Here is a 26,805-nt window from a genome sequence, read left to right as displayed (position 1 = left end):
TTAATCAAAGAAAAACAATATACAACACATTATTTTGATAAATAAAAAATAATTAACACAAATTAAAATCAATAAAGCAATATTATTATAATAATATAAAAATAAACGTTTTAAATTAAAAAATCAACTTGACGACATTGACAAAGTTTATTAGAGGCAATATTTAAAGAATTAGACAAAACTAAAAAGGGACAGAAAATAATTGAAGAATTTATAGGGAGCATTAATGAAATAAAACTGCCAGGAATAGGAATTTCACTGAAAAATAAAGAAGATTTCGTTGAAAATGTGAAAAACAACTTTGCAGATTTTTTACTCAACATCAGCAAATCCCTTAAAGAAAAAAACGGATTGTTCATCATTATTGATGATATAAATGGATTATCAAAAACTTCCGAATTTCCGAATTGGTACAAAGGATTATCTGAAACAATAGACTTCAGCGACAATTTTGTTCCAGTGGCTTTTACATTAGTTAGTTATAAAGAAAATTTCAATAAACTAACTACTTTAAATCCATCATTTTCAAGAATATTCCATTTAATTGAAATTGATCATTTGAATGATGAAGATATTGAGTTATTTTTCATAGAAAATTTTGAAAAATACAGTATTAGATTTGAAAACAAAAAAGCATTGAAACATATGGTTTATTATTCCTGGGGAATGCCATTAGTTATGCAGCAGATAGGTGAAGAAACATTTTGGAATGTTAAAAACGATTTAATTAGTGAAGAGATTGTTTTTAAAAGTGTTTTGAATGCATCCATAGAACTAGGCAATAAGCAGATAAGTTTAATATTAGACCAGATTGAAAATGATGAATATGAAAATATCCTTCTCAAATTAGGAAAACATAAGTTAATTGAATTTGAAATTTCAGACATTAAAGAGATATTGAATGATAAGGAAAATGAAATTTTAAATGAATTCCTATTGAGAATGGAAGAACTGAATATTTTAGAACACGTCGGCAAAAAAATTAAGGAAAGATATACATTCACAAACAGATTGTATTTCGTATATTTCCTAATTAAAGCCAATATTAACTAAAAAAGATTAGTTAGAAGCTTTAAACTTAATTAAAGCAAAACTAACTATAATAATTAATTATTTGTTTCAACATTATCAAAACATTCGATAATATAATCCGCAATTTCAAAAGCATCGACAATATCTTCAAAAACCCAATCTTCATACATTTTAGAATATTTATTGGGAATTTCCAAATAATAATCTGATTGATGTCTAAGCTTTTTTAACTGATTGAATAGTCTGAAAATCTCCTCATTTTGCTCATCAGTAAATGGGCCTTTATTTTTAATAAACATTGGCATTCGTTTATGCTCACCAAAAGGATAAGACACATAGGCAGTGTTTTGCTTTAACCATTCTCTTACAAACAGAAATATAGAATAGTAAATTCTACCATAAATATTGCGTTTGACAGAAGAAATATTAGATTCAAACAAATCACGATGAGTATACATCTCATCGGCTAAATTCAAAAAATCTTGCGGAATAAAATCGCCAAATCCTTTAAACATTGCAATCACCACTGATACATACAAGCAGAGTCATTGATGAGAAAACATCATCATCGAAACCTGATTTTTTACAAAAATCATGAACATTTTTAGAAACCAATCTAGCTAACTTCAGTTTAATATTGAAATCCAGTTTTACATTATATCTGATATAAAATTCGATTGCAGGATTACCTTCCTCATCATGGTTAGATCGATGGCATGTGGTTAAACAATCATATGCTGGAATTATATCTTGATTGATGTGTTTTTCAATCATTTCATAAGGATCAAACCCATAATGATTAATAATTTCATTTAATGAAAATTCTTCATACATTATTATTCACCTATAAAATTTTTAGACTATGCATAATCATGTACAAATAATTCTGTAATGGATGTTATATTAATCTATGTGAAGTGTGATTTTTTAAATCATTTATATATGAAAAATAAAAAAAGATTAGTTAGATGCTTTAAACTTAGTTAAAGCAAAACTAACCACTAAAACGCCAATTATAATTACACAATCAACCATTAACTCAAAGGTTTCCGCCTTGCCGAATAGCTGGAATATTCCTATTGCCCAGATTATGATTAAAAATATTGGCAATACATATTTGATGATTGTTTTCCATACTTTTCCAACCTTTAAAAGTCCGTGTTCATTTAATATTGGTACGAAATGATCAAGTCCGTAGAACCATGCAAATATTATGCACTGAACTCCTATCAGAAGCAATATTCCAAACTCATTAACAAAGGAATCAATTATTCCGACAAGATAGCTGCTTATTCCGGTTGTAAGCATCAGTGAGAAAAGACACCCTACAATGGACAGTATTGTTGCGGCTTTTCTACGGGACATGTTCAGTTTGGCTGAAAATGAATTGAGCATCGGTTCGAAAAATCCTAAAGCGGAAGTGATTCCGGCAAAGAGTATTGCCAAAAATAGCAGTGGTGCGATGACTCTTCCAACAGGTCCCATGATGTTGAATATCATAGGGAAAACAATGAATATCAGCCCTGTTCCTTCAGTAATCAGCTGAATCATAGGAGTTCCGGCGGTCTGTGACATGAATCCTAAAATGGAAAATACTCCGAATGCCGTGAATATCTCAAATGCTGAGTTTGATGCTACAACAATAAGCACATTGTCCGTCAGACGGGAGTTTTCAGGAAGATAGCTTGCATAGGTAACGGCGATTGCCTGGCCCATACTCAGTGAGAAGATGATTTGGGCGAACGCAGCAAGCCAAATGTTTACATCAAGCAGTTTTGACCAGTCAGGAGTCAGCAGGGTATTGATTCCGATAGCTGCCCCAGGCAATGTCAGAGCATAGATTACAATGAATCCCATTATTACAAAAAGAGCAGGAATTAAAACCTTTGAGAACTTTCCGATTCCCTTATCCACATCCTTATGGGAGATGAACCACAGTATTACCCACAATATTGCCACACCGACCGTTGTCGGAATCAAAAGGAAGCTTGCCGTTTCAAGATTGGAGCTTCCTCCGACGACATGGGTGAAATAATGTACCGTATCTGTTCCCCAGCCGAAAGTGAAACTGCTTAACAGATATACCAAGTCCCAGCTCAGTATAACCATATAATATATAACAACTACAAAGACAAATGACACCAAAATCCAGGCGATAATTTCAAATTTGGGATTGATTTTCTTTAGGATATTTGAAAACGAGTCCTTAAAACTGAATCCTACACCATATTCCAATATAAGGAATGGAATGCCCATAATGGCTATTGCAATGAAGTACGGGATGAAAAATGATCCCCCACCGTTGGAATAAAGCACGTAACTGAAACGCCAGATATTTCCCAAACCAACGGCCGCTCCAATCATTGCAAAAATAAATGATAAAGATGAATCCCATTGTGCTTTTTCACTCATAGATTTATATATTGTTATCAATGGTTAAATAGATACTTACTCGAAATTTTTACGTACGGTGTTGAAAAAATCTTTTACTTCACCTGTCAAATTAATTTCCTTGATATTTTTATTCATTTTGATTTTTTTAGAAAAATATGCCTGGGCAAAAGATCTGCTTATGAAGGTTACTCCAGAAAAATCAATTATAATATCCTCATCAGGAAAATCATTGATTTTGGTTAATAATTCGGTAGCTGCAGAATTTAATTCTAAAGAAGGATTAATTTCATCCTTAATGATTATTGTTTTCATGATTTTACCTCCAATAGGCTCATGAATCAATTATTATTATCTAACAGGGGTTATTTATATCTTTTCAAATAATCTGTTAAAATCAATACTTTTATAAAATTTACAATACAACTTAATAGTGATGAAAGTTTTTGACAAATTTATTTTAGGCAATACGCAGAATATCGACTGGTGCTTTGAAAACACACATTTCAATCAGAGATTGGCACAAAACGGGATTAAAAGGGAATATATCGTTGATGCGATAATGTATGAAGAGCCAATAAGATATGAAAAAAGCGGAAACGATGAATATGAAGTGATTTATGAAGCACCGCCAAACAAGGATTACAAAGAGCTTAAACTGATTTTTGCATGCCATGGAAACACCATTGATTTGGTTACGATAATGCCTAACTTTCAAACAGCAACAAACCGTCAGAAAAAGAAATACCAGTCAGACAAGCGGAAAAATATTGAGAAAAAGCGCCTGAAAGCAATATCAAAAAGGAAATGGTAATATGGATTTAGCAAGCCAGATTTATGTTAGAAAATCCTGCAGGAAATATTTGGACGATGAAATCGACATGAAGCCAATCAAAGAGTTCCTGTCAAATGTTAAGCCATTAAATCCTGAAATCAAATATTATTATGAAATTCTGACCAAAGATGAAGTCAATTTGAAAACCCGGTGGAAAGCCCCTTACTATCTGGCAATATATTCTGAGAAAAAGGACAATTCCGGAGTTAATGCAGGATTTGTGTTTCAGCAGTTAAGCCTATACATGCAGACATTAGGCATTGGAAGCTGCTGGGTCGGAATGGGCTCAATCAAAGACAATAACCCAGAATTTATAATTTTAATGGCTTTTGGAAAGTCAGACGATTTGACAAGAGATATTTCAAAATTTAAAAGAAAGGACTTATCTGAAATAGCTGACAGTCCCGATGATAAGTTAAAACCTGCACAGCTTGCTCCATCAGCAGTCAATTCACAGCCATGGTATTTTAAACACACTGATGAAGGATATGATGTTTTTAAAGTCAAACCTAATGTTTTGAAAAGAAAAATAATCGGGAAATGGATGGATGTTGATGTTGGAATTGCACTGGCGCATTTATATGTATCAAATCCCGATACTTTTGAATTTGAAGTGAAAAACAAAAACGATATCAAAGGCTATTCATATATCGGCAGCTTAATAATTTAGAACAAAGGATTATTCATCCCTTGTCAGATTAAATGTTAGTTTTCCGGTTCCGTTTTCAGTTATGTTAAGCTGGTCACACTGCGGATTGAGCTCTTCAAGAAGAGCTTTGCCGTCTTCAGGTGACATGAAATACGGCAGGTACCCAATCATGTCAACAGGATATATCGTCAGCTCACATGTATCATTGACCAGATCCATCTGAACGAAATAATCCCTTTGGGTGTCTGCACGGGCCAAATCAAATATGAAATTATCCATACTGTAACAGATTGGTTTTCCCTTATACATTTCAACGCCCTGCGTTACGTGAGGATGGGCTCCGATAACCACATCAGCACCGTAATCTATCAGTTCATGAGCTATCCTTTCCTGGTCTTCATTCGGTGAACGTGAATATTCGTTTCCAAAGTGCATATAGACAATGATAAAGTCAGAACCGTTTTCACGTGCTTCAGAGATTTGCTTTTGTGCATCTGCTGAATCATATGCTGAATATCCTGGCGCTGAACCGTTAGCATAAGGCAGTACTTCATAACTGTATTCTGCAAAGTTGTTTGAATCCATATAGTTAAGTACAGTTATATCTCTTCCGTTGACTTCTTTTGTAACAGACTGGTGTGCTTCGCTTTCGTTTTCACCTGCACCCATTGGAGTCATTCCTGCCTCGGCAATGTATTTGATGGTGTCTCTCATACCGTCAATTCCATAATCACAGACATGGTTGTTTGCAAGTGTTGCAATAGTGTTGTTGTTTGCCTTGGCCAGAGGAACATACTCAGGACTGCATTTTAGTGGAACATCACCTTTGACTGCAGACGTTGATGTTGTTGCAGCATTTTCAAAGTTTACAATCAGCAAATCAACATTTGATGTTACATTGGACACTCCTGCAAATGGAGACGAATCCAGGCTTAAAACACCAGGCATGTTACGTGCAAACATTACATCCCCAACGATAGCTATGGAAACGTTCTCCTTCGGCTCATTTGAATCTATGCCTCCATTATAAAATGTTCCGAATGCCGCTACAGCAAGAAGAAGCACAAGAATAATCACTAAAGCAATTATCACTTTTTTAAAACGCATTTTTCTATTCCTCTACAGCCACTTCATCCTCGCTGAACAGCTGGTTTAGCATCCATTCGGCATCATATTCCCTGATGTCGTCATATCCCTGACCGACACCTAAAAACATGATTGGCTTTTTAATCACATAACCTATGGACAATGATGCTCCGCCTTTGCTGTCCGCATCGGCCTTGGTTAAGATAACTCCATCAATGTCAATGGCTTCATTGAATTTTACTGCCTGCTGGGTTGCATCATTACCTGTAAGCGCATCACCGACAAAGATGACCAAATCAGGTTTTGAAACCCTTTTGATTTTTTTCATCTCATCCATAAGGTTTGTATTGGTCTGCATCCTTCCTGCAGTGTCGATTAATACCAGTTCTTTTCCCTGTGCCTTTGCGTGTTCAACCGCATCGAATGCGACCGCTGCTGGATCTGATCCTTTCTGGTGCTTTATGATTTTTACTCCAACATTATCTGCATGATGGGTGACCTGTTCAATAGCTCCTGCACGGAAAGTGTCTGAAGCAGCAATAACCGGAGTGTAGCCTTTTTTCAGATAATAATTGGCCAGTTTACCGATTGTTGTTGTTTTTCCTGTACCGTTAATACCGACAAACATCACTACCAGCGGTTCTCCCTGAGCCTTTTTCTCCTCAATCATTTCAGTCATGGATTTTCCCGGAATGTCGATGATTTCGGAAACCGCATTTCTTAATGCGTTGAAAGTGTATTCTGTAATGTCGCTGCTTCTTTTAATCTTACGGCCAACAAGATCTTCTTTTACGGATTCAACAACTTCTGTTGCAACTTCCATTGCGACATCCCCTTCCAATAGACCCATTTCCAGTTCCCATAATGTGTCTTCAACATGTTTTTCTGAAATGGTTTTTTCACGGACAAATGAGAACAGTCCTCCGGTTCCTTCAGGAGAATCATCCTTGTCTTTATCCTTGTTTCTTGACCAGAAGTGAGATTTTTCCTCTTCCTCAACTTCACTTTCTTTTTCATCGCCAGATTCATCATTATCTTTGTTTCTAGACCAGAAATGAGATTTTTTCTCTTCTTCAGGTTTCTCTTCTTCATCGCCAGATTCTTCTTCATCATCTTTGCTTCTAGACCAGAAACGGGATTTCTTCTCTTCCTCAGTTTCACTTGGAACATCCTCAGAAGTTTCAAGTAATGTTGATTCATCAATTTCTTCTTCTTTTTTGCGGCCAAATGAGAAAAATGATCGTTTTTGACCTGTTTCTTCCTGAAGATTATCTTCCTGTTTTGCTTCTTCGATAATCTCTTCTTCCAATTTGTCACTTGTACGTGACAGTTTCTTTTTTAGTGATTCAAACAAAATTAACCCATCCATTTATTTTATTTTTAAAAGTTTAATTATGACTATTTATATTTCTCATATTATTTAAACAAGATTAAAAGCAATTCATATGATGAAATGAAAAGTCAAGGAGATTGAAAATAGCTTCAATAATTTATACTAAAATCAATTAAAATACTGAAATAATAAAAAGAAAAATTAGTTAAATCAATAACTAATTTTTAAAATGAAAATCTGAATCTTTACTTCCTTACCAAAGTGTCAAAATCAATGAAGTTTGTTGCACCCCATCTGAACATTATGATACCTTTAGCTCCGGAATTCAAAGCGGTCTGAGCATCATTAGCCAGCTCGGAAACGGAAAGCGGAGTGACATCATCATCTGATCTGTAAGCCTGAAGACCAGTCCAGACCTCTGCACCTTTTGAATTGGCGACAAACCATTTTGTGACGGAACCTATCCATGAAGTGCCGCTGTTGTAATTTCCCTTATAAACCATCGGAGCGATGAAGTCAAGGTATCTGCTTAATGTGGTATAATCCTGACCATAATAATAAATCATACTGCTTGGCTCAGGCATTATTGCGGCTGATGCCTGACAATTAGGATTGACTTGCTTGATTGCGGCAACTGCATTTATTACAAAGTAGTTGATTGAATCAGCAGCGTTTGGATAGTTATGTGCTGTTCCAGGGAATCTTAAATAATCAAAGTGAACGCCGCTTACTCCGGGAACGCCCGCATAATATCTGGCCTCATCTATTTTTGAGTTAATCAAGTCATAATTGTACGATCCGTCCCTATTGGACAGAGTGCTCCATCCGCCATAGTATGCAACCTGCATCCAGATATGAACTTTCATTCCATAGTCATTTGCCTGTTTTATCCAGTGAACGACATTGTTTTCACCATATGCAGTGAATGCGTAGGAATGCAATATGATCTGTTTTGTTCCGTGTGAGGCAAGAACATCGAAGTCCACATCATTCATATTCCCATATCTTACCCAATATCCATATCCGTATGGAGTCTGGGAAGTCACTTCCAAAGTTGATGCTCCTGTAAATGGTGCGTAATCGTAGTCTCCGGCAAAGGAGTATGTCACGTAATATTTTCCAACGGCCAAATCATTGATATTCAGGTGTATGACACCATCGTCATCTGTGATTTGATTATAAGTGTTTGAACCTATGGTAAAGGTTATATTCCTTCCGGACAGACCTTTATCTGCTTTCAGTTTAAGATTGAATGTGAATTCAGAACCTTTATAATGGACAGGAGTGATGAGACTGATTTGGGTATATATTCTTGGCACTACAGTTAAAAGTGATGAATTGGAAGATGCTTTGAAGAAATCATCCCCCAAAAAGTAAAACTTCATATCATAAGAATTAGGAGACAAATTAATAGTTAATGATGCAATTCCATCCTCATTGGTTGTTTTTGTATAGTTTCTGCCATTGACACTGATGATGACTTCCTTATTAGGCAGTTTAATGGAATTTGAAGACAGATAGACATTGAATTTTTCACCACGACCCTCAGTTACACTTGAAGTATATGGAACTATTGAAGTTTTAGTATCATCCACTATAAAAAGACTGACTATTTTTCTTGTAAACTTATATCCTGTTCCATTATAAAATACGATAGCCTCATATTTGCCTTCACCAGATGTAACGTTGAATGTGGCCACACCAACATCATCAGTTACTGCCGAATAGATGTTTTGCCCAACTTTTAAGAAAATACTCTGATTTTTAAATGGGGTGCTGTTTTCATCATACAATGAAACGCTATATTTGTCATTAATGAAAATAATATCATCATCGGCATTGATTATAGCCCTAGTTCCGTTATAATTTTCCACATTTGAAATAGCTTGAGAAGCTCCGTAAACGGATGTTGCATCGTGAGTGAATTTAAGGGAATGATTGCCCTGAGCCAGACCAGGATAGAATTTTGCAACACCGTTTTCATCGGTTAAAGCAGAATAAGTATTATTGTCAGCATTTAATTTTATAACTTCCCCCGCAATGCCGTAATTCAATCTATTGGTTAGGGTTGCCGTTATTGTGTCATCGTCATTTAATCTGAATGAGTAATCCTGTGTGGTAAGCTTAGTTTCGGAATATCCGTAAACCACAATGTTATTTGATGAAAGCTCACCATTAATCTTGTTATGGGCAGTTATGATATAGTTTCCAGGTCCTAAATTGATATTGAGCTTGGCATTTCCATACTCATTGCTCTGGCGGGTGTATATGACACCATTTACATTGAACTCCACATTGCTATTGGAGAGAGGATTACCTCTGCTGTCCCTGAAAGTGGCCCAGTACTGATGTGAGTCCCTGTAAATCTTTACCAAATCAGAACCGTTTACTGTGGGAAGTACCTTTATGCTGTTTGAATGTGCAAATCCGTCGTTTGGATTATAAGCAGTGATTATATAGTCACCTTTAGCCAGGTTAATGTTCAAGCGGGCCACACCATCCTCATTGCTCTGACGGGTGTAGAAAACACCATTGATGTTGAAAGTTACATCAGCAAAGCTCAAAGGATTTCCCATACCGTCAAGAAAAGTGGCATAATACTGAGAATCGTTCCTGTAATACTTGGTCAGGTCATCTCCAGAAATGGTAGGCAATACTTCCACATTAATCTGCTTTGATGAAGAAGAGTACTTGTTCGTTCCCAAAAAGTAGATGTTTGAGAGATACTTGCCCGGAAGCAGATTGATTGCAATTGATGCTTTGCCGTCAGTATCTGTGGTTCTTGTGTAGTTAACGCGGTTAATGTTGATTATTACGCTTTGATTGGATAGTGATTGGTCATTTGAATCCGTCAAATCAACATTCAGACGAGTTCCGTTTCTGTAATGCATCGATACGTCATCTGCATTTATGCTTACATCTTCCAATCCGGTTTCATTGTCTGCAGCGCAAACGCATGATAAGCTTAAAAATAAAAGCATTATTAAAGAAATAATTATGAGTTTTCTAATTGTAACACCGCCGTCAGTGACTCTTAGTTGAGTTTATTGTAATATTATTAGCTATGCTGATGCCGTCATAGGATGATGTGACGATATATTTTCCGTCAGGCAGATAAATGAACAAATCTGCAATACCATCTTCATCTGTTGCATTAGCATAGATGACTCCGTTAATATTGAATGTTATTGTCTGATTTGAATAATCGTTTCCTTTGCCGTCTATCAGTTTAACGCAGAAATTACTTTCATTTGAATAGCTTAGAGTGTCGTTTCCAAATAATACCGGAAGTACATTGACAGTGTTTGAATGCTTGAAAGTCTTATATTCTGCGGTTACGATATATTCTCCAGGCCCTAATCTGATATTAAGGTTAGCATATCCTGATTCGTTGCTTTGTCTTGTATAGAATACTCCATTAATATTGAATGTGACATTTTCACCGGCTACAGGATTTCCCCTATCATCAAGCACCCTGATGGAATAAACTGAATCGTTTCTATAGTATTTTGTCAGATCATGTCCATCAACCAGAATCGGCAATACCTTAATATTATTGCTGTATTGCGCACCGTTAGGGTCGATGCAGGTTATAATATATGTTCCCTGATTCAAGTTGATATTTAACTTGGCTCTTCCATTACTGTCTGTAGAGCGGGTATAGAATACTCCATTAATATTGAACGTGACATCCTGAGACCTTAAAGGATTGCCTGAAGTGTCTTTAAATGATGCATAATACTGAGTGTCGTTTCTATACATCTTGACAATGTCATTTCCGTTTATCGTGCTTAAAACTTTTACGTTTCCTGTAGTGGAATTTGATCCGAAGCGTCCGCTGTATCCTGCAGTCACATCATAACTGCCGGGACTTAGATTGATAGCTATTGAAGCTGCACCATCACTATCTGTAACTTTCGTATAATCCACGCCGTTAATGTTTATGACCACATTTTCATTTGCAATAGGGTTACCTTTGACGTCTTTTAAATAAACATTCAGCCTTTCAGGACCTTTATTGTATTTCTCCAGACTATTTAAAGATATTACAGCACCATAATCATTGACATTTAAGCTATTGCTGTTTACGAAATTATTGTTTAAAGAATAGAATAAATCATATTTGCCTGATTTGACAGCCTTAATAGAAAGTGTAATATAGTTTTTTTCATCACAGTTATTCAGATACCATACTATTCCGTTAGTGCTTGCATCATAAGTATATGTTCCTTTGGATAATGATGCTGAGTTGAATGTGAAGCCTTCTGGAATTGCAAATATGACAACAGGATTTGTGCCCTTGACATAATTGACCTGATACTTCAAATCCATATCTTCACCGACAAGAACAGATTTAATAGGAGTTAATAATTTGAAAATCTCGATACTGGTCTTTTCGAATACATGTGTTCCCAAATACATTTTATCCGGAGTTAACGGAATTGATGTTTTGGAATGGAAGGTGCCGAAATAATAAATATCATCCCTTAAGGAAGCGGTTGAACGGCCTACACCAGCACCGTTGTCATTTGAAGTGTATGTGTCAACCCCATAGGACAGTCCGTTTTGAGAAGCCGTCACTTTCCAGTGATAAGTCTGGATGTTTCTTCTGTTGACGCCATAGGAATCTGTGTAAGTTATTCTGATAGCCGCATCAACAGGACTTAAACCGGCATCATAGGTTCCTTTCTGAGATTTTGAATAGACATTCGGACAAACCAGATATTGGCCGGGCTCCAGTTTTGAAACATGATATAGATTAGGAAATACAACTCCATAAGTTCCATCAGGCGCCTTAATTACAAAATGACCCAGTGAATCTCTGGATAAGATGCTGTGAATTCTTGAAAGATAGTCATTGGAAATCACATTATTTACGACCATTTCAGAAGCGATGCTTTCAATTTGTCTGAATGTGCTGCCGTCCGTTACACCGCCGTTACCGATGAGCCATCCATTGGAAGTTACAATAGCATGGGCGAAATAACCGTCAGATGTTTTATATTGTTTTAGATAATCGATATCGCCCCAGCTGCCGCTTTCAACAGATATGGTAACCGCATTGGTTGCATCACGCCTCACGGATATGACCCCTTCACTGTCACTTACATGAAGCACGATTGAACTGCATTCGCTTAAGTTGACCAAATCATCATCTGCAGTTGCATCAACAGCATCGATTGGGGTGCCGTCAGCAAGCACAACATCATCAGTTGATGTGGCGTTGAATGAATCGTCCGCTGAAACAGCAGCAATGCTTAAAATAAAAATAATTAATGTTATAAAAATAAGAAGTTTTGAATTGTTATTAATTATAAACACCTCACTAAAAGGTATGTTTAATTAGATAAAAATATGTTACTGTCAAAATAATTAAAAAAAGAAAAAAAGTTATAAGTAATTAATAACCGGTTACGCCGCCCTGAGCTGCAGCCTGGATTTGTTGAGCCTGACCTTGAAGATTTGCCAAAATGTCAGTAATCTGCTGTAAGTTAGCCAACATTTTGTCCATACTGTCTTCCAAATCTTTTTTCTGCCCAGCAATAATCACTTTAGCTCCTTCAGCATCTTTTTTGATAGCGTATCCTGCACCAATACTTATAATAATTTCATCAGTGTCTTTAAGTTCCCCTTTAATGAAAGAACCAGCACCCACAGGTACAAAAGCCTCAACGGATTTTTCACCGTTCAAGTCATCTAAAGTGTTGGATAATGCATCAACTTCAGCGATTGAAGCCTGAATCAATTCGATCTGTTGGCGAACAAGTTCAGCCTGCTGGTTGTATGCATTAATTTCATTAATGAGTTCGTTTAATCTTTGCTGATCTTCCATAATAACACCTCGCGAAGTGTATTATAAAATTTCTTTTACAATTGGGTCTTCGACATCTTCAGGAGCAATTTCGGTGATTTCAGAAATTTTGATTTGGTTTCTGTTAATACCGTGTTTGCTTCCGAAACGTTCATAAATTTTTTCTTCGATATCAGCTTCACTGGTAGCTTTGTATTCTTTTACAAATTTATGAAAATCATCGCCCATTACAAAAGTACCTTTAACTCTGTAAATTTTAGTTATCATATTAATCCCTCAGATATTTATAAATCATCTAAAAAGCCTAATGCTTCTTCAACTCTAGCCATTTCAGGACCAGTACTGTCTTTAGCAACAATTGCTCCATTTGAATTAGCAATGGAACATGCACCGACTAAAGAGATACCTCTTCCAACAGTACCGACGTCTCCTTCAACACCAAATACTTTACGAGAAAAGTCAACTTCACTTTCAACAGCAGTGCTACTGATTAAAAACCCTTTATTTGTTACACATATCAATGATCCGATAATGTCACTGCCAACCATTGAAGTAGCTTCGACATTAACATCCAAAGTGGTTTCAATTGTATTAATAGCCTCTTCAGATAAAAAAGGACTTACAATAGCGCCATTGTCATTTGCCGCAACAATATTGCCCACAGCAGTGTAATTGCCGGGAATTGCCGCAACATTAAGTCCTAACTCTTCGAACTGTTTAACTTCTCTATCTAAAACATGTGGGGAAACAACTATACCGTTTGAATTAGCTACAGATAATGAACCGATAAGGCTACTTCCGGAAATAGAAGATTTGACTGCAGGGACTTCCAATATTTCCTCAACTAATTTAACTTTTTCGTCGATTAAATTATAAGGAACAATAACAAAGTCATCAGTTACCTGAATGAAAACCCCTATATTCGGATTTCCTACAATATCTATTCTTTTTAACATATTGTTACCTCACTTGTTAAGTATTTGAAAAAGGTACGATAGCTATTCTGCTAAAGTAGCTTCTACAACACCATCATCATCTTTAACTGCTTTTACAGTGATTTTTGAAGGTATTTTTTGAATACCTCTTGCCCAAATTACATGATTGATAGATTCATCAAGTTTAACTTCTTCAGCTTTCATGTGTTTGGTTAAGAAATTTTTAACTTCCCTAATAGCTCTAGGAGCTCTGATAGTCCTTTTAACGTTTTTTACATTTCTAAGTGGAATTGTGTAAACTCTTTCCATGATAAATCCCCCTTATAATTTAAGGCTGTTTCTTCTCCAATGTCTAGGTTTAGGTCTGTATCTAAGTTTACGGTTAGTTTTAGCATAAGCCCAGATTGGAATTCTCCTATTTTGTTTGTTTGCTTTTGCCATTCTTAATTTTCTAGCTAATGGTTTATTTCTACTCATTTTTTCACCTGTTAATAAAGCATGATTATTTTTTATATCCTATAACGCGAGTTTGATAATGTTCCGGGAAAATATCCAGAGAATTTCCTCCCTTCTCATCAATCAGAGTCCTTATCTCAACCTCATAATCGGAACTGTTGTCCTTATTGCTTTTCTCATGAGATATCTCGAAAAGATTGGATGTTATCAGCTTGATAGACTTGTGACCGAAACTGTCCAGATTAATGTATTGGACATTTTTCCTGTCTTCAAGGCTTCTGATCTGATTGACATTCAGCTTAGGAGTTCTGTCATCCCTTCTTGTTCCGTCGGCAATAATATCATATTCTTCAGCAACATGTTCAATGACCGTTTCATGGATGAACTTTATTCCGTCGTTTGGAAATCCGTCCCTCATAATCATGTCACAGGTTTTATCAAGAATGTCCAAATCAAGATTTAAGACCTTATGATTAAAACCCAATGATTCTGCTGATTTTCTGGCGGGAATATATGAATCATAAACACCAAAGTTTGCTGTGCATAATTCAACATCAAGACCCAATCTCTTAAGCATTACAGCCATAAAAGATGAGTCTTTGCCACCACTATATAATACAGCCGCTTTCATGGATACTATTTCCTTGTAATTTTAATCTCCCTTTTCTGACCAGCAATTTGTCTTAGAAGAACTTTAAGCTGTTCATCTGTGACTTTTCCTCTTAAGCTACCGGCCTGAGCAGACTGAATAAGTTGAATTTCAATCTGATTGACAAGTTCCGGTTTAGTCAATTTGAGGTTTGCTAATCTGTTACGAGCTTCAGAAGTTAAAATTTGTCCTAAAATTTGTTTTTTCTGAGCTTCGAATTGTGCTTGGGCCGCTTCTTGCTGTTGCATTTGAGCCATTTGCTGCTGTTGCGCTTGTTGTTGTGCAGCAGCTTGTGCCTGCAACTCAGCCATTCTTTTTTGACGAATTTCATCAAGATCGCTCATATCAAACTCTCCAATATAATTTAATTAGTATTTTGCAAGTTCAGGAATATCTTTAATGATTTCACCAGCGGTTTTATCCAGGAAAGATCTTCCTTGAGGGGAAACAATTCTTCCGCCTTCAACTTTTTCGACTAATCCTGCGTCTTCTAATTGGTGAAGAGCATTTCTAATAATAGCTCCACTACCTTTTCTAAATACTTCAGGAGTTACACCACGGTCTTTTTTACCACCGTAGAAAGTTCTTAAACTCATTACTCCAACAGGTCCATCCATGTACACTCTTCTAATGATAGATGCACATCTTACATACCACCAATCAGCATTTTCCGGTTTTCTTTCTTTGTGAACACCGGTTTTAACAAAATTGGACCATGCAGGGGAATTGATTTTATCATTTTCTTTAAATTCTTCTGCGACTTTTTCAATTAATAAATCTGCAGGTACATCAAATACAGTAGTCATATTAATTCTCCAATATTTTATTAAATAATTGTCCTCTTAATCCACTGTAAATTTAAGACCTAAAAAAATAGGGCCTGTAACTCTAAATTTAAGTAATTCTTAAGGCTTCTTTTTGTAAATTACAGCAACATGTCCTCGAACATCGATGAGCTTGCATCGAGTCTTTTCGACAATTTCTGCAATATAAGTATCTTTATCTCTAGCGATATTTTTTGCAAATTTAAGTTTGACAATTTCATTAGCTTTAAGCTGGCGTCTGATTTCTTCAATGACATTGTCATTGACACCACTTTTACCAATGTTGATTGTCATCGCGGAAAGAGCTCTATTCATCATTTCTTTTTTTGATTGACTCATATTTAGCTCTCCTTTTATTTTTCTTTTCCTTCGAATAAGGAATTCTCATAACATGACCACATTCTCCACAAAAAATGTTGACTTTCTCATCAACTAGCCGGACGGATGAATTATGACCATAGTAAAGGAATCTGCCACATTTCTTGCAATACCTCCTAGACCACTTTTGTGGAATTTTGGTATTGTACTTGGTGGATAATTTTCTAGCCAGTTCAACATATCTATGTGATCGTTCAGGATGGGTGATGAATTCCATCTCAGCACGTTCAAAAAGAATATTCATTCTTTCTATAGCTATATCAATCATCCATTTAGGTCGTTTTCCTCTACTCAAAAATATCCTCCTTAATTGTCGGATATAATATTCAAAAATTGAATTAAAATGATTTGCGCAAATTAAAACAAAAACCATAGTTAATGAATAACCTTAGGTTAAGATGAATATTAAAAATAAATATGATTTTCACTATTAATAAATGTTGTGTTGAAATGGGAAATATCGGAAGTTTTTATTTTTAATCATAATTTTGATATAAACATTCTATTAGACTTAACCCTTTATTTTTTCATATGATGACAGATGAACTCAAGAATACAAGCAGAAGAAAGAAGAATACACTTAGAGAAAAAACTTATAGAAATACATAATATTGTGAAAGAATATGCGGATGACACAAAAAATGACGAACAATATGTCATCCGAAAAATATTAGAAATAATCAGTAACAATGACTTCGATTAAATTGAAACTATCGAAATTTATTCAACAATTTGTTAACCAACTTGTTAATTAAAAGCATCACAAAAGTAATTAACGAAGACATGTTATGAAAAAAAGAAAAGATAAACCTATTGATGTGCGAGTAACCATTCCATGAAGTCAATTTCACCAAAACTTAACTCTTTTTCATCATTAATGACATCCATAAGAGTTAAAACAACTTCATCAACACTTAAATCGCTAACATCCAACTCATAGATATTATTTTCATAAATTTCCAATCCTTCAGCTGAACAAACTCCCAATGCTTCGGCTTCTAGGTTTTCATGAATTTTAGCATCAGAATAATTCCTTAAAGCTAATCTTTTCTCAAGAATTTCCGGACGGCATCTCAAGACAATAAGTTTATCCGCACCGGAACATAAATGGGATAAATGGCCTTCAACAATCAAGTTATCATGCTCAGGGATAATCTCTAAAAGCAATTCATTTAATCCATCAATATCAATTATTTTATATCCTTTATCGTCATCGATTCCTAAAACAAGGTTGTTATCAATAGCTAAATCATTAATTTTAATCAAATCATAATTCAGCTTTTCAGATAACTTTTCACTTATTGTGGTCTTACCTGTGCAGGGAGTACCACTGATAAAAATAATATTGGACATATTATCTATTTCTTTAAAATAATTCTTAAAATATCTTCATCTTCAAGAACATGGTCCGGTCCGACCTTTTGACCTGGGAATTTAACTGATGTTCCCCATACTTTAGCGTGACGGAAGTTTTTCACAAATTCTCTGTGCAGCTTGCCACATGCGTCAATAACAGTTGAGCCTTTCTTGATAACTAAAGGATCTTCCATATCCGCTTTTCTGCCCTGCGGCTTTAAATAAACTCTAACCAAATCCAAGTTATCAAATATCAGGTCTTTAAGTTCCTCGATATTTGTCTTTTTATCTGCTGAAATCGGAATAAAATCAGGAATATATTTTTTAAGCTCTTCCAGGTAATTTTCATCGACCAAATCGACCTTATTCAATAAAATCAGCATTGGAACATATGATTTGTTTCTGTCAAGCACGTCAATGAACTGATCCATCGTTACGTCATCCCTAAATAAGACATCAGCATTGTGCATTCCATATTCATTGATGATTGATCTTATTGTCTTTTCATCCAAATGGGTTAAAGGACATGTTGATGAAACCTTTACACCACCAAGCTTTTTTCTGTTGACAGTTACATCCGGCGGACGTTCATTAGGCCTTATACCAATATTTCTGAGTTCTTTTAAAATAACGTTCAGATGCTGCGGGTTTAAAGTATCTAAAACAACCAAAATCAAATCTGCAGTCCTTGCAACAGACAGAATCTCTTTTCCTCTTCCTTTACCGCTACTTGCACCTGTGATAATTCCAGGAATATCAAAAACCTGTATTTTAGCATTTTTATGCTCCATAACACCAGGAACAATGTCCAAAGTAGTGAACTGATAAGCTCCAACTTTACTTTCAGCATTTGTAATCTCATTTAACAGAGTGGATTTACCGACTGACGGAAACCCTACAAGAACAACTGTGGCGTCTCCAGTTTTTTTAACGTGAAACCCTTGTCCCTTATGACCGGAACTGCTTCTTTGAAGAGATTCCTCTTTTAATTTTGAAAGTTTAGCTTTTAATTTACCAATATGGTGTGAAGTAGCCTTATTATATGGTGTCTTTTGAATTTCTTCCTCAATATCTTTAATCTTATCTTCAATGCCCATTAAATCACCATATTAAAAAAATATAAAAAAAGAGATTAGGAGTTTAATATCCCAATCTAACTAGTTGTATTTGTTGCACTGGAAGAACCAGAACCTCCTCCAGCAACTGTTTTATCAAAGTTTACTTGCCATAATGACACACCATTTTCCATGTGGACCATTGTGAATACTTCCTGGTTTGCACCACCCAACAAGTACAGTTGAGTGAACATGGAATTGGATAATTTGTTGTCGATTAAGATTGGAGTGTAGACGTTTCCTTCACCCATCAGGAATAAAGTGTAGTTTGCATCTTTAACGTCTCCAACAGATTCGTTTTTAACAAGATATCCGTCTTCAATAACCATGATATTTGAAATATTCAATGGGTTGTATGGAGTACCATTAATTATAATTTCACTGTTGTTGTATGAAGACAATGCTTCAGTGTATGCGGTAGTTGAATTATTACCTGTTCCTCTTTGGATAACTGCATTTACAATTAAACCGGAATCATCAATTAAAGGTAATTTACCAGTGGTTCCAGGTTCAACAGTTACCTGCTGTGAAGGTACGTAATAATTGTAGTTCTGGGAACTTTGGTTTGTAAAGTTCCAAGCACCGAAGTAACTCCACCAACCTGCTTTTTGAAGCATATCTGAACTTGCAACAAATATTACAGGACGTGGATTTGCAGGGTGAGTGAAATTAACTACTGTATTAGCTTCATCATTAGTCAAATGATAAGTGTTGACTAATGTGTTTGTAGCATTTTCTGCAGTCATCGGTAAAATCTCTTTAAGTATATCTGTGGATTTACCGTAATCCTGAGTGTAGTTATATAATGCTTCCTGAGCTTTGGTACCTGAGGAATCCAGCATTCTGAATACTCCTGCAGAGTACTCCAAGTCGCTCGTCGTCATCGCCTGACCCAGCCAGTATGCACGGTCTCCTGACTGAGAACCTCCATCGAATGTTACTTGTCTGTCAGCAGCAATCTCAAAGAGGTAACCGAAGTCCCACCAGGATGTGATAACGGTTGAATTGTCTGAATTCTCATTAATCCATGTCATTGCATTCCACATTGCATCGTTAGTACCAGGAACTACCTGATTTGAAGTGATATATGCACCGCAAACGGTAGGTGAAACCAGTGCAAGAACAATAGCAATGATTGCAATGTACTTTTTAATAGGAATGCTTTTATCTGAAGCTGATCTTTTGGATTTGATAGCAAAGATTGAAGCTAAACCTAAACCTGCGATTACAATGAATAAAAGTATACCCAATATCAGGTTGATTTGAGTCAGCGGATAAGCAGCAAGTGCGCCTGCAAGAACAACTACAAATGCCAGCCAATTGTCATTGTTAAGTTTATTTTTAATGTAGTCGGTTGCATAACCTATGAAAATACCGGTCATTAAAGCGAACGGTAAAACAATAGTTGTAATAAATCTTGAACCTCTAGTTACTGCTAAAATAGTAATAAGAGTCCATACAACAAATAAACATGCGTATAAAATTGTTAAACGTTTAGTTTGAGCGATTTCATCTTGTGTTTCGCCGAAACTTGTTAATTCACCAAGTGATAATTTGAATTTGCGGTCATCATCAATTTTTTTAGCGGCGGAAACTCTGTCAGCTTTGCTTGGTTTGGATTTTGCCTGCTGTTTTGGAGAAGTGATTTTTCTGAGTTTGAGCACTCTTGTAACCAATACATACAATACGACCAAACCGGCAAACATTACACTTATTCCACCCATACCGTTTACAACACCGTTTGAGTTAGCTAAAAATGCTGAACCCATACCGGAACCTAGTAAGTTAGGCATTTGCATCTCTGCAACAGAAATAAGTACGTTAGGGAAACCACCAACAACCCTTGCAGTGGATTGCAATGAAAGCAAGGAAAGTAAACTGTTGAATATTCCAAGTGCACCGTCAATACCTCTGAAGAAGGAAATACCTACAAAACCGATTACTAAAAGAATAATAATTGATAAGACTTCTTTTTGATGAATAAACCACATGAATTTATTCGAATACTGATTTTGAGTATTATCACCAATGTTGAATACAAAGCAAGCAATCAGATATACAACTGCGAAAATACCCATTAAACCTACGTAAAAGATATAACCAGTCCATGAAATGGAGAACAGTCCTATTGAAATAATTGATAACAGCGCATAAATAATCTTAAGTGCGATGTTATCCGTTCTTATACACTCAACAAAGAAGAATATGAAGAACAGTGAAAATATGTAATAGAACATATCTGTATCGAAAAATCCAGGGAATGTGTGCGCAAAGTAGTTTGGAGCTAAAGCTATAATTAATGTTGCCGCAATCGCACCATAATCATTCGTCAGTCTTCTGGCAAATATAAATGCCGGAATAACTGCTAATGATGCCACAACAGCACCTGTCCAAAATGCGACTTCCCTAACAGTATGAGTTCCCATGAACTGATTAACCATATCGTGGAAAAACGTCGTAATATAAACAATACCCAGTTCGTAGTTAATCACATTACCATCAGGAGCATACCTGTGTAAATCCATCTCTGAACCATCATCTAATTTCAAATCCCCTACATAGCCGTGATCTACATAATCTTCCGTCAACCTTAAGTTATAATATGAATCCATTTCACTGAAATAAGGAAGACCTGATGAATCAACGTAATCTCCTTTGATTTCATTAGGAAGAATAGTAAGATCAGCTGCAGGAGCTCTTAATGCAAAGACAACAGCTAAAAGAATCAAAATAATGATTACTGATTTACCTATTGTCATCATTGTTTCTCTATTCATAAAATCCTCTATTTTCGTTCGATTATTAAAATTTAAAATTAATTATAAGAGTAATTGTGTATAGTTAGTTATAATACTAAGCAATCACCCAAAAGGGTCAATTAATCATAAAACTAAATTAATGTTAGTTATAGGATTAACTAATGCAAATAAATAAAATATTATTTTTATTATCGCATCGGATAAAAACATCAAATAGGATTAATGTTTCTATTAATGTTTATATATTATTTTTAACATTATTAAGTATTTTGCATTTAAGACAAAATTATAAAAAATAAGTGTGTTTTGAAAAAAATTAAATTTTTCCAAAATTACTTTTTGAGTTTATATTTAAGTTCATCCAAAGCGCATGTGAAGCGGCATCTTGGGAAACCTTTGCATCCTACAAAGTCTCCGTAACGTCCGGAACGTTTAATCAAATCCTTGCCGCAGTCAGGACATTTTCCGAGAACCTCAATCTGTTCCGGTTCAAGATGTTCCTTGCCGCAGTTTGAATCAAGACATGCGTGCTTAGGAGGTTTGCTTCCAAAAGAAATCATAGGCAATCCGCATTTATCACAGGTTTTTTTAAGGAAACGTGCACCTTTAGGAATAGAATATGTACGGTCGCAGTCAGGATAATTGGAACATCCTACAAAATAGCTTTTGTTTTTAGGAGAATATCTTTTAATGAGATTTCCGCCGCACTTGCACTGGCCGACAATATTGCTTTCCTGATAAGCGTCATAAAGTTTTGAACCAATTTCTTCAGTATTCTTGTCGATGTCAACCAAAATTTCCTTAACATCCTTTTCTCCTTCTTTGATAACGCTCTGCCTAGTTGTGACCTCTTTGTTGATACCTTCAAGCTTATCCTCCAAGTCTCTGGTCAGCTCTTCGCTTGTGAGGTTGTTACAATAGCTGCTTAAGGTATCAATGAGATTTTTACCCAGCTGATTTACAGAAATCTTATTTCCGTCTATATATTTACGGTCATATAACTTATCGATGATATCCGCACGGGTAGCCTTTGTACCAAGTTCCCTTTTTTCCAGTTCCTTAATCAGTGAAGCCTGGTTGTAACGGGCAGGAGGTTTGGTTTCTTTTTCATCGGAAATCAGCTCCTTGACACTCATTGAATCCCCTTCCTTGACTTCAGGGAATTTCTCGTCATCAATTTTTCTGAACGGATAGTGTTCCATCCATCCCTTATGGGTAACTCTTCTGCGTCTGAAACGGAACTTTTCACCTTCAATATCCAATGTAGTGCTCATGGTTTCGAATTTTGCAGCTTCGAAAAATACTGCAATAAATCTGTATACAATCAAGTCATAAATCTTTTGCTCGTCTTTAGACAGTCCTGAAGGCAGGATTCCGGTAGGGTGAATAGCAGGGTGAGCTTCATCATCCTTTTTACCGTTATTCGGTTTTAGTTTGGCAGGCAGTTGAGAAATATGTTTTCTATATTCCTGATCCTTTGCCAGCTGTTTGAATATGGATGAAAATCCTAAGCTTTCAGGTAATTTTTGGGAAGAAGTACGCGGATAGGAAGTATAACCTGAACTGTAAAGATTTTGAGCAATGCTCTGTGTTCTTTTAGGAGTGAAACCGAATACATTATAAGCTTCAGACTGCAAACCGCCCAGATTGAATGGAACAGGAGGTTTTGTGGTTGAATTGGAAAACTCGATTTTATCTACAGTAGCATCCTTTCCCTGACATTTATTGAAGATTTCCTCAGCGCGTTCACGGTCAAAGATATTGCCGTCAACATGCTTGATTTCAATGTCCTCAAAATCAAGGATAGCTCTGATAACCCAATAAGGTTCAGGAACGAACTCTTCGATTTCCTTTTCACGGTCAACCAGAATTGATAAAGTAGGAGTCTGCACACGTCCTACAGATAATTTTAAAAACCTTTTCTTGGATTTGCGAACGGCATTTGATAGGGCAATGGATATGTTCATTCCAAAGTAATAATCAAGGATATGGCGTGCGATACCGTTGTCCACCTGATGCATATCTATATTGATCCTATTTTCATATGCTTCAATAATGTCCTTTTTGGTTAAGGTGGAAAACTTCATACGGGATGATTTGGCCAATGATTCTTCACCGCATGCATATTTTAAGGCATTATATCCGATTAATGTACCTTCCACATCGTAATCGCATGCATGGACATATGAATCAGCGCCTTTTCCGAATTTTTGAATTGCCCTTACATAGTCACGGGTGTATCCGCTGGTCTTTTTGTTTACTTCATAGGCAGGTGCCCAATGCAGATTGAATGAAATGGTGCTTTTTGATGTGCTTGGAATCAATGAATATAAATGACCGACACCAGATAATACAGTAATATCCTTTGAATCTCTGTTTAATGTCCAGTATTTAATTTTTTTATTATAAAAATTTTTTTTAGCTTTAGAAGATAATGCTTTTGCTATTTTTTCAGCCGAACTAGGTTTCTCACAAATAATTACTTCATGCATTCTAACAAGTACTCCCCAAAAATTTTGTAATTAGATAAAATATAGAATAAATTATCATATATAAAAATTTCTATGAAAAAAATAAATAGAAGAATTATAAATCTTCTCTGTAAAATGAATAAAATTCAGCACAGTAATCGCAAATAGGAAATTTACCATTACGATAATAAGCTAATTCTGAGTTATTCATGTCAAATTCTTTACCACATAAAAAACAAGTTTCTATTTTTTCTTCAGACATGTTTAAAACCTCAATATAAAAAAAAGTAAAAAAATATAAATTAAAATTGGATTTAATTTATATTATATTTTTGTAAAAGCAAGAGCTCTTCAGTAGATAATTTTCCACCTTGTTTGAATTTTTCAAAGATTTCTTCAGCTCTTTCTTTTTCTTCACGGTTTTTATTAGCACCGGATGAAGATTTTTTATCAGATTTTCTTTTTCTAGGTTTACCTGAACCTAATTTTTTGTTAATGACATGGATGTCGCTTAATACAGCTTTGAATTCTTCATGTTTTGCTGAAGCATTGTTACGTGCTTCGATGAATTTTTTGTGTGCTTCGTCAGCTGCGGTTCTGATGTCATCAGTTTTTCTGAAGTAAGTTAACATTTCTTCGTGAGCAGCTTGTGCCTGTTCGGAGAGTGTGATAACTTTTTCGTGCTCTTCTTCGGATAATTTCCTTAATTCCTGAGCTTCTTCTTTAACTGATTCATCTTCCTGAATTTCCATCAGTTGTTTTCTTAAGTCATTAGCATTTTTAACGAGTTGGTTTTCTTTTTTAATGTCTAAAACGCGAGTTTCGATAATTTTATCAATTTTTTTGATTTCATTTTCGATTTTAACTTTGTCACGTTTACCAGAAGACCATTCTAAGCTTTTAATCTGATTGTTAGCATCGTTACGAGCTTTTTTAGCAGCTTCAACAGCTTTGTTGATTTCATTACGTTCGTTTCTGAATTCAATAGCTTTGTTTAAGTTTTCTTTTAATGATGCGTTTAATTCATCACGGATTTTACGTTGTTCTTTAGCTATTTTGTTGAATTCTTCTCTTTCATCAGCAATTTGAGCTATTTCAGCTTCTTTTTCATCTTTTTGTTTTCTTACACCTTCCATAGTGTCAGCGAGAACAAATTCAGATTTTGGAAGATCGTTTTTAGGTTTTTCAGCTTCAGTTTCTTCTTCTTTAGCTTCTTCAGCTTCTTCTTCAGCAACTTCAGCTTCTTCTACTTCTTCAACTTCTTCAGCATTAGCATCAGCTTCAACTTCTTCTACTTCTTCAGTTTCAGCTTCTTCATTTTCAACAGCGTCGTTTTCAGTATCTTCAGTGGTTAATTGATTAAGAATTTCGTCTAAGACTTTTGTTAAGTCTTTTTCGTCTACTACAACATCAGCTATTTCTTTTACGGAGTCTTTAGCATTGAATGCAATTCCGCAACCAGCTGATTCAATCATGGAAATGTCATTTGCGCCATCTCCAACAGCAACTACTTCTTCTAAAGAAATACCTGCTTCTTCAACATGGTCTTTTAAAACATCTAATTTAGAACCAGATACTAAAGGACCAGTCACTTCACCAGTTAATTTACCATCTTCGACTGTGAAACTATTGGTATAGATTGTATCGACACCAAGTTTTTCTTTAACCTTCTCAGCCACTACATCAAAACTACCACTAATGATAGCTACATCAACATCTTCTTCTTTTAAACGTGCGATAGTGTCACAAGCACCAGGCATTAATGGAAGTTCGTCAGCGACTTTTTCGATTTCTTCGATAGAGGTTCCTTCTAGAAGTTGGACTCTGTCTTTAATAGAAGTTTCAAAGTCTATTTCACCTTGCATAGCTTTTTCAGTAATTTCAGCTATGTCATCTTCAACATTTGCTAATTTTCCTATCTCATCTATTGCTTCACCATCAATAATAACGTTATCTAAGTCAAATACTACAAGTTTAATCAATAATACCACCAATTATATTAAATCTAGCTCACTTAATCTGTCGTAAGCTCTTTCGACACCTAATTTAGCGTCGCTTTTTGTTTTTGCTCCAGTACAAACAACTTTACCGGAACCAAACAATAATAGCACAACTTTAGGGTCTGATAATCTGTATACTAAACCAGGGAATTGTTCCGGTTCGTATTCAGTATCTTCAAGTTCTAAAGCTACTGCTTCTAAGTTTAATGTGGATTGCAAGTTTGCAGATGCCACAATATTTTGAATTTTAATTTCAAATTCATGAGGAATTTCAGTATCTACTTCCCTCATCAAATCTACAGTTTTTTTGATTGCCAATTTGGAATCATCTATAGATTTTGCTCCAGTACACACAAGCTTACCAGAGCTGAAAATTAATGCTGCGGTTTTAGGATCTTTAAGTTTAAATACTAATCCTGGAAACTGTTCACGATTAAAATTAACCCCTTCTAAAGCTTGGGATACATCAGTAAGGACTATATCCTTTCCAATGCTTGCGGAAGCTACAATGTTTTCTATTTTAATGTCAACATCGGTCAAATTAAAACCTCCAATTTTAAGTTTTTAAAAGTAGTTAAGTAAAAATTAAGAAAACAAAAATTAAATTTTTACTAATAAAATATTTTATTTAAATAGTATATAAACTTATGTTTATTTATATATTATTGCAAAAAAATTATAATTTAATAAAATTTTAAATAATAATCAATAGGTGAATTTGACA

At 35.3% G+C, this 26,805-nt stretch carries 28 protein-coding genes; 3 read left to right on the top strand and 25 right to left on the bottom strand.

Features of this window, described 5'->3' with window-relative positions:
- Positions 1-288 precede the first annotated feature (288 nt).
- Positions 289-1,053, top strand: a complete 765-nt coding sequence (locus IJQ68_RS04860) for a hypothetical protein (protein ID WP_292797703.1) — start codon at positions 289-291, stop codon at positions 1,051-1,053.
- 53 nt (positions 1,054-1,106) lie between these two features.
- Here IJQ68_RS04860 and IJQ68_RS04855 read toward each other — a convergent pair whose 3' ends face one another.
- From IJQ68_RS04855 to IJQ68_RS04840, 4 genes are all read right to left on the bottom strand, one after another.
- Complete coding sequence (locus IJQ68_RS04855; RefSeq protein WP_292797700.1) at positions 1,107-1,547, bottom strand: hypothetical protein; 441 nt, start codon at positions 1,545-1,547, stop codon at positions 1,107-1,109.
- Positions 1,540-1,866, bottom strand: a complete 327-nt coding sequence (locus IJQ68_RS04850; protein WP_292797698.1) for a hypothetical protein — start codon at positions 1,864-1,866, stop codon at positions 1,540-1,542. The genes IJQ68_RS04855 and IJQ68_RS04850 overlap by 8 nt, the downstream gene beginning before the upstream one ends.
- A gap of 126 nt (positions 1,867-1,992) precedes the next feature.
- Positions 1,993-3,444, bottom strand: coding sequence for a sodium-dependent transporter (locus IJQ68_RS04845; RefSeq protein ID WP_292797697.1), 1,452 nt, complete (start codon positions 3,442-3,444; stop codon positions 1,993-1,995).
- Positions 3,445-3,480: 36 nt separating this feature from the next.
- Positions 3,481-3,738 carry an STAS-like domain-containing protein gene (locus tag IJQ68_RS04840; protein ID WP_292797694.1) on the bottom strand — a complete coding sequence of 86 codons (258 nt, stop codon included), beginning with the start codon at positions 3,736-3,738 and terminating at the stop codon, positions 3,481-3,483.
- A gap of 121 nt (positions 3,739-3,859) precedes the next feature.
- On the opposite strand from IJQ68_RS04840, the gene IJQ68_RS04835 reads away from it, so the two are divergent.
- Together IJQ68_RS04835 and IJQ68_RS04830 are read left to right on the top strand one after the other, a co-directional pair.
- The gene (locus tag IJQ68_RS04835) at positions 3,860-4,237 is read left to right on the top strand and encodes a DUF4258 domain-containing protein (protein WP_292797691.1); all 378 of its coding nucleotides are present in this window, start codon (positions 3,860-3,862) and stop codon (positions 4,235-4,237) included.
- A gap of 1 nt (position 4,238) precedes the next feature.
- Positions 4,239-4,928 (top strand): nitroreductase family protein, encoded by a 690-nt coding sequence (locus IJQ68_RS04830; RefSeq protein WP_292797689.1) that lies wholly within the window; start codon positions 4,239-4,241, stop codon positions 4,926-4,928.
- 9 nt (positions 4,929-4,937) lie between these two features.
- On the opposite strand, the gene IJQ68_RS04825 is transcribed toward IJQ68_RS04830, so the two are convergent.
- The 21 genes from IJQ68_RS04825 to IJQ68_RS04725 form a co-directional block, all read right to left on the bottom strand.
- A complete protein-coding gene (locus tag IJQ68_RS04825) occupies positions 4,938-6,014 on the bottom strand; it encodes a CapA family protein (RefSeq protein WP_292797686.1) in 1,077 nt (358 codons plus the stop codon).
- Positions 6,015-6,018: 4 nt separating this feature from the next.
- Complete coding sequence (ftsY, locus tag IJQ68_RS04820; RefSeq protein WP_292797683.1) at positions 6,019-7,347, bottom strand: signal recognition particle-docking protein FtsY; 1,329 nt, start codon at positions 7,345-7,347, stop codon at positions 6,019-6,021.
- 224 nt (positions 7,348-7,571) lie between these two features.
- The gene (locus IJQ68_RS04815; protein ID WP_292797681.1) at positions 7,572-10,307 is read right to left on the bottom strand and encodes an Ig-like domain repeat protein; all 2,736 of its coding nucleotides are present in this window, start codon (positions 10,305-10,307) and stop codon (positions 7,572-7,574) included.
- Between the two features lie 43 nt (positions 10,308-10,350).
- Positions 10,351-12,648, bottom strand: coding sequence for a carboxypeptidase-like regulatory domain-containing protein (locus tag IJQ68_RS04810; RefSeq protein WP_292797678.1), 2,298 nt, complete (start codon positions 12,646-12,648; stop codon positions 10,351-10,353).
- Positions 12,649-12,727: 79 nt separating this feature from the next.
- A complete protein-coding gene (pfdA, locus tag IJQ68_RS04805; RefSeq protein ID WP_292797675.1) occupies positions 12,728-13,159 on the bottom strand; it encodes a prefoldin subunit alpha in 432 nt (143 codons plus the stop codon).
- Between the two features lie 21 nt (positions 13,160-13,180).
- Positions 13,181-13,405 (bottom strand): 50S ribosomal protein L18Ae, encoded by a 225-nt coding sequence (gene rpl18a, locus IJQ68_RS04800; protein WP_292797672.1) that lies wholly within the window; start codon positions 13,403-13,405, stop codon positions 13,181-13,183.
- A gap of 17 nt (positions 13,406-13,422) precedes the next feature.
- Complete coding sequence (locus tag IJQ68_RS04795) at positions 13,423-14,094, bottom strand: translation initiation factor IF-6 (protein WP_292797669.1); 672 nt, start codon at positions 14,092-14,094, stop codon at positions 13,423-13,425.
- A 42-nt stretch (positions 14,095-14,136) separates the two neighbouring features.
- Positions 14,137-14,382 carry a 50S ribosomal protein L31e gene (locus tag IJQ68_RS04790; RefSeq protein ID WP_058740110.1) on the bottom strand — a complete coding sequence of 82 codons (246 nt, stop codon included), beginning with the start codon at positions 14,380-14,382 and terminating at the stop codon, positions 14,137-14,139.
- 12 nt (positions 14,383-14,394) lie between these two features.
- Positions 14,395-14,550, bottom strand: a complete 156-nt coding sequence (locus IJQ68_RS04785) for a 50S ribosomal protein L39e (RefSeq protein WP_149731730.1) — start codon at positions 14,548-14,550, stop codon at positions 14,395-14,397.
- A 25-nt stretch (positions 14,551-14,575) separates the two neighbouring features.
- Entirely contained in the window at positions 14,576-15,160 is a 585-nt protein-coding gene (locus tag IJQ68_RS04780; protein WP_292797642.1) for a hypothetical protein, read from the bottom strand.
- Positions 15,161-15,165: 5 nt separating this feature from the next.
- Entirely contained in the window at positions 15,166-15,522 is a 357-nt protein-coding gene (locus IJQ68_RS04775) for a DNA-binding protein (RefSeq protein WP_292797640.1), read from the bottom strand.
- Positions 15,523-15,546: 24 nt separating this feature from the next.
- Positions 15,547-15,984, bottom strand: coding sequence for a 30S ribosomal protein S19e (locus IJQ68_RS04770; RefSeq protein WP_292797637.1), 438 nt, complete (start codon positions 15,982-15,984; stop codon positions 15,547-15,549).
- A 99-nt stretch (positions 15,985-16,083) separates the two neighbouring features.
- Positions 16,084-16,341: a YhbY family RNA-binding protein gene (locus tag IJQ68_RS04765; protein ID WP_292797634.1), complete on the bottom strand. Its 258-nt coding sequence runs from the start codon at positions 16,339-16,341 to the stop codon at positions 16,084-16,086.
- Positions 16,310-16,675 (bottom strand): ribonuclease P protein component 4, encoded by a 366-nt coding sequence (locus tag IJQ68_RS04760; RefSeq protein ID WP_292797631.1) that lies wholly within the window; start codon positions 16,673-16,675, stop codon positions 16,310-16,312. Before IJQ68_RS04760 ends, IJQ68_RS04765 begins: the two co-directional genes overlap by 32 nt.
- Before the next feature lie 515 nt (positions 16,676-17,190).
- Positions 17,191-17,733, bottom strand: a complete 543-nt coding sequence (locus IJQ68_RS04755; RefSeq protein WP_292797628.1) for an adenylate kinase family protein — start codon at positions 17,731-17,733, stop codon at positions 17,191-17,193.
- A 5-nt stretch (positions 17,734-17,738) separates the two neighbouring features.
- Positions 17,739-18,833 carry a GTP-binding protein gene (locus IJQ68_RS04750; protein WP_292797625.1) on the bottom strand — a complete coding sequence of 365 codons (1,095 nt, stop codon included), beginning with the start codon at positions 18,831-18,833 and terminating at the stop codon, positions 17,739-17,741.
- Positions 18,834-18,889: 56 nt separating this feature from the next.
- On the bottom strand, positions 18,890-21,628 hold the full coding sequence (locus IJQ68_RS04745; protein WP_292797622.1) for an STT3 domain-containing protein: 2,739 nt from the start codon (positions 21,626-21,628) through the stop codon (positions 18,890-18,892).
- Positions 21,629-21,942: 314 nt separating this feature from the next.
- The gene (topA, locus tag IJQ68_RS04740) at positions 21,943-24,102 is read right to left on the bottom strand and encodes a DNA topoisomerase I (RefSeq protein ID WP_292797620.1); all 2,160 of its coding nucleotides are present in this window, start codon (positions 24,100-24,102) and stop codon (positions 21,943-21,945) included.
- A 94-nt stretch (positions 24,103-24,196) separates the two neighbouring features.
- Positions 24,197-24,343, bottom strand: coding sequence for a hypothetical protein (locus IJQ68_RS04735; protein WP_292797617.1), 147 nt, complete (start codon positions 24,341-24,343; stop codon positions 24,197-24,199).
- 52 nt (positions 24,344-24,395) lie between these two features.
- The gene (gene serB / locus IJQ68_RS04730) at positions 24,396-26,063 is read right to left on the bottom strand and encodes a phosphoserine phosphatase SerB (RefSeq protein WP_292797614.1); all 1,668 of its coding nucleotides are present in this window, start codon (positions 26,061-26,063) and stop codon (positions 24,396-24,398) included.
- A gap of 12 nt (positions 26,064-26,075) precedes the next feature.
- On the bottom strand, positions 26,076-26,621 hold the full coding sequence (locus IJQ68_RS04725) for a TATA-box-binding protein (protein WP_058740120.1): 546 nt from the start codon (positions 26,619-26,621) through the stop codon (positions 26,076-26,078).
- Positions 26,622-26,805: the final 184 nt, after the last annotated feature.

Origin of the sequence: Methanobrevibacter sp., assembly GCF_017447225.1 — an archaeon.
In the GTDB taxonomy this organism is placed as follows: Archaea; Methanobacteriota; Methanobacteria; order Methanobacteriales; family Methanobacteriaceae; genus Methanocatella.
This window is presented reverse-complemented; position numbering and strand designations above follow the sequence as displayed.

What these genes read in the sequence shown, in the direction of transcription:
- IJQ68_RS04780 (WP_292797642.1), bottom strand. Translation starts at nt 15,160, where the DNA reads ATGAAAGCGGCTGTATTATATAGTGGTGGCAAAGACTCATCTTTTATG.
- rpl18a (WP_292797672.1), bottom strand. Translation starts at nt 13,405, where the DNA reads ATGATAACTAAAATTTACAGAGTTAAAGGTACTTTTGTAATGGGCGAT.
- IJQ68_RS04850 (WP_292797698.1), bottom strand. Translation starts at nt 1,866, where the DNA reads ATGTATGAAGAATTTTCATTAAATGAAATTATTAATCATTATGGGTTT.
- IJQ68_RS04770 (WP_292797637.1), bottom strand. Translation starts at nt 15,984, where the DNA reads ATGACTACTGTATTTGATGTACCTGCAGATTTATTAATTGAAAAAGTC.
- IJQ68_RS04845 (WP_292797697.1), bottom strand. Translation starts at nt 3,444, where the DNA reads ATGAGTGAAAAAGCACAATGGGATTCATCTTTATCATTTATTTTTGCA.
- topA (WP_292797620.1), bottom strand. Translation starts at nt 24,102, where the DNA reads ATGCATGAAGTAATTATTTGTGAGAAACCTAGTTCGGCTGAAAAAATA.
- IJQ68_RS04765 (WP_292797634.1), bottom strand. Translation starts at nt 16,341, where the DNA reads ATGAGTCAATCAAAAAAAGAAATGATGAATAGAGCTCTTTCCGCGATG.
- IJQ68_RS04790 (WP_058740110.1), bottom strand. Translation starts at nt 14,382, where the DNA reads ATGGAAAGAGTTTACACAATTCCACTTAGAAATGTAAAAAACGTTAAA.
- IJQ68_RS04735 (WP_292797617.1), bottom strand. Translation starts at nt 24,343, where the DNA reads ATGTCTGAAGAAAAAATAGAAACTTGTTTTTTATGTGGTAAAGAATTT.
- IJQ68_RS04745 (WP_292797622.1), bottom strand. Translation starts at nt 21,628, where the DNA reads ATGAATAGAGAAACAATGATGACAATAGGTAAATCAGTAATCATTATT.
- IJQ68_RS04775 (WP_292797640.1), bottom strand. Translation starts at nt 15,522, where the DNA reads ATGAGCGATCTTGATGAAATTCGTCAAAAAAGAATGGCTGAGTTGCAG.
- IJQ68_RS04815 (WP_292797681.1), bottom strand. Translation starts at nt 10,307, where the DNA reads ATGCTTTTATTTTTAAGCTTATCATGCGTTTGCGCTGCAGACAATGAA.
- IJQ68_RS04835 (WP_292797691.1), top strand. Translation starts at nt 3,860, where the DNA reads ATGAAAGTTTTTGACAAATTTATTTTAGGCAATACGCAGAATATCGAC.
- IJQ68_RS04855 (WP_292797700.1), bottom strand. Translation starts at nt 1,547, where the DNA reads ATGTTTAAAGGATTTGGCGATTTTATTCCGCAAGATTTTTTGAATTTA.
- IJQ68_RS04825 (WP_292797686.1), bottom strand. Translation starts at nt 6,014, where the DNA reads ATGCGTTTTAAAAAAGTGATAATTGCTTTAGTGATTATTCTTGTGCTT.
- IJQ68_RS04750 (WP_292797625.1), bottom strand. Translation starts at nt 18,833, where the DNA reads ATGGGCATTGAAGATAAGATTAAAGATATTGAGGAAGAAATTCAAAAG.
- IJQ68_RS04840 (WP_292797694.1), bottom strand. Translation starts at nt 3,738, where the DNA reads ATGAAAACAATAATCATTAAGGATGAAATTAATCCTTCTTTAGAATTA.
- IJQ68_RS04785 (WP_149731730.1), bottom strand. Translation starts at nt 14,550, where the DNA reads ATGAGTAGAAATAAACCATTAGCTAGAAAATTAAGAATGGCAAAAGCA.
- IJQ68_RS04830 (WP_292797689.1), top strand. Translation starts at nt 4,239, where the DNA reads ATGGATTTAGCAAGCCAGATTTATGTTAGAAAATCCTGCAGGAAATAT.
- pfdA (WP_292797675.1), bottom strand. Translation starts at nt 13,159, where the DNA reads ATGGAAGATCAGCAAAGATTAAACGAACTCATTAATGAAATTAATGCA.
- IJQ68_RS04755 (WP_292797628.1), bottom strand. Translation starts at nt 17,733, where the DNA reads ATGTCCAATATTATTTTTATCAGTGGTACTCCCTGCACAGGTAAGACC.
- IJQ68_RS04795 (WP_292797669.1), bottom strand. Translation starts at nt 14,094, where the DNA reads ATGTTAAAAAGAATAGATATTGTAGGAAATCCGAATATAGGGGTTTTC.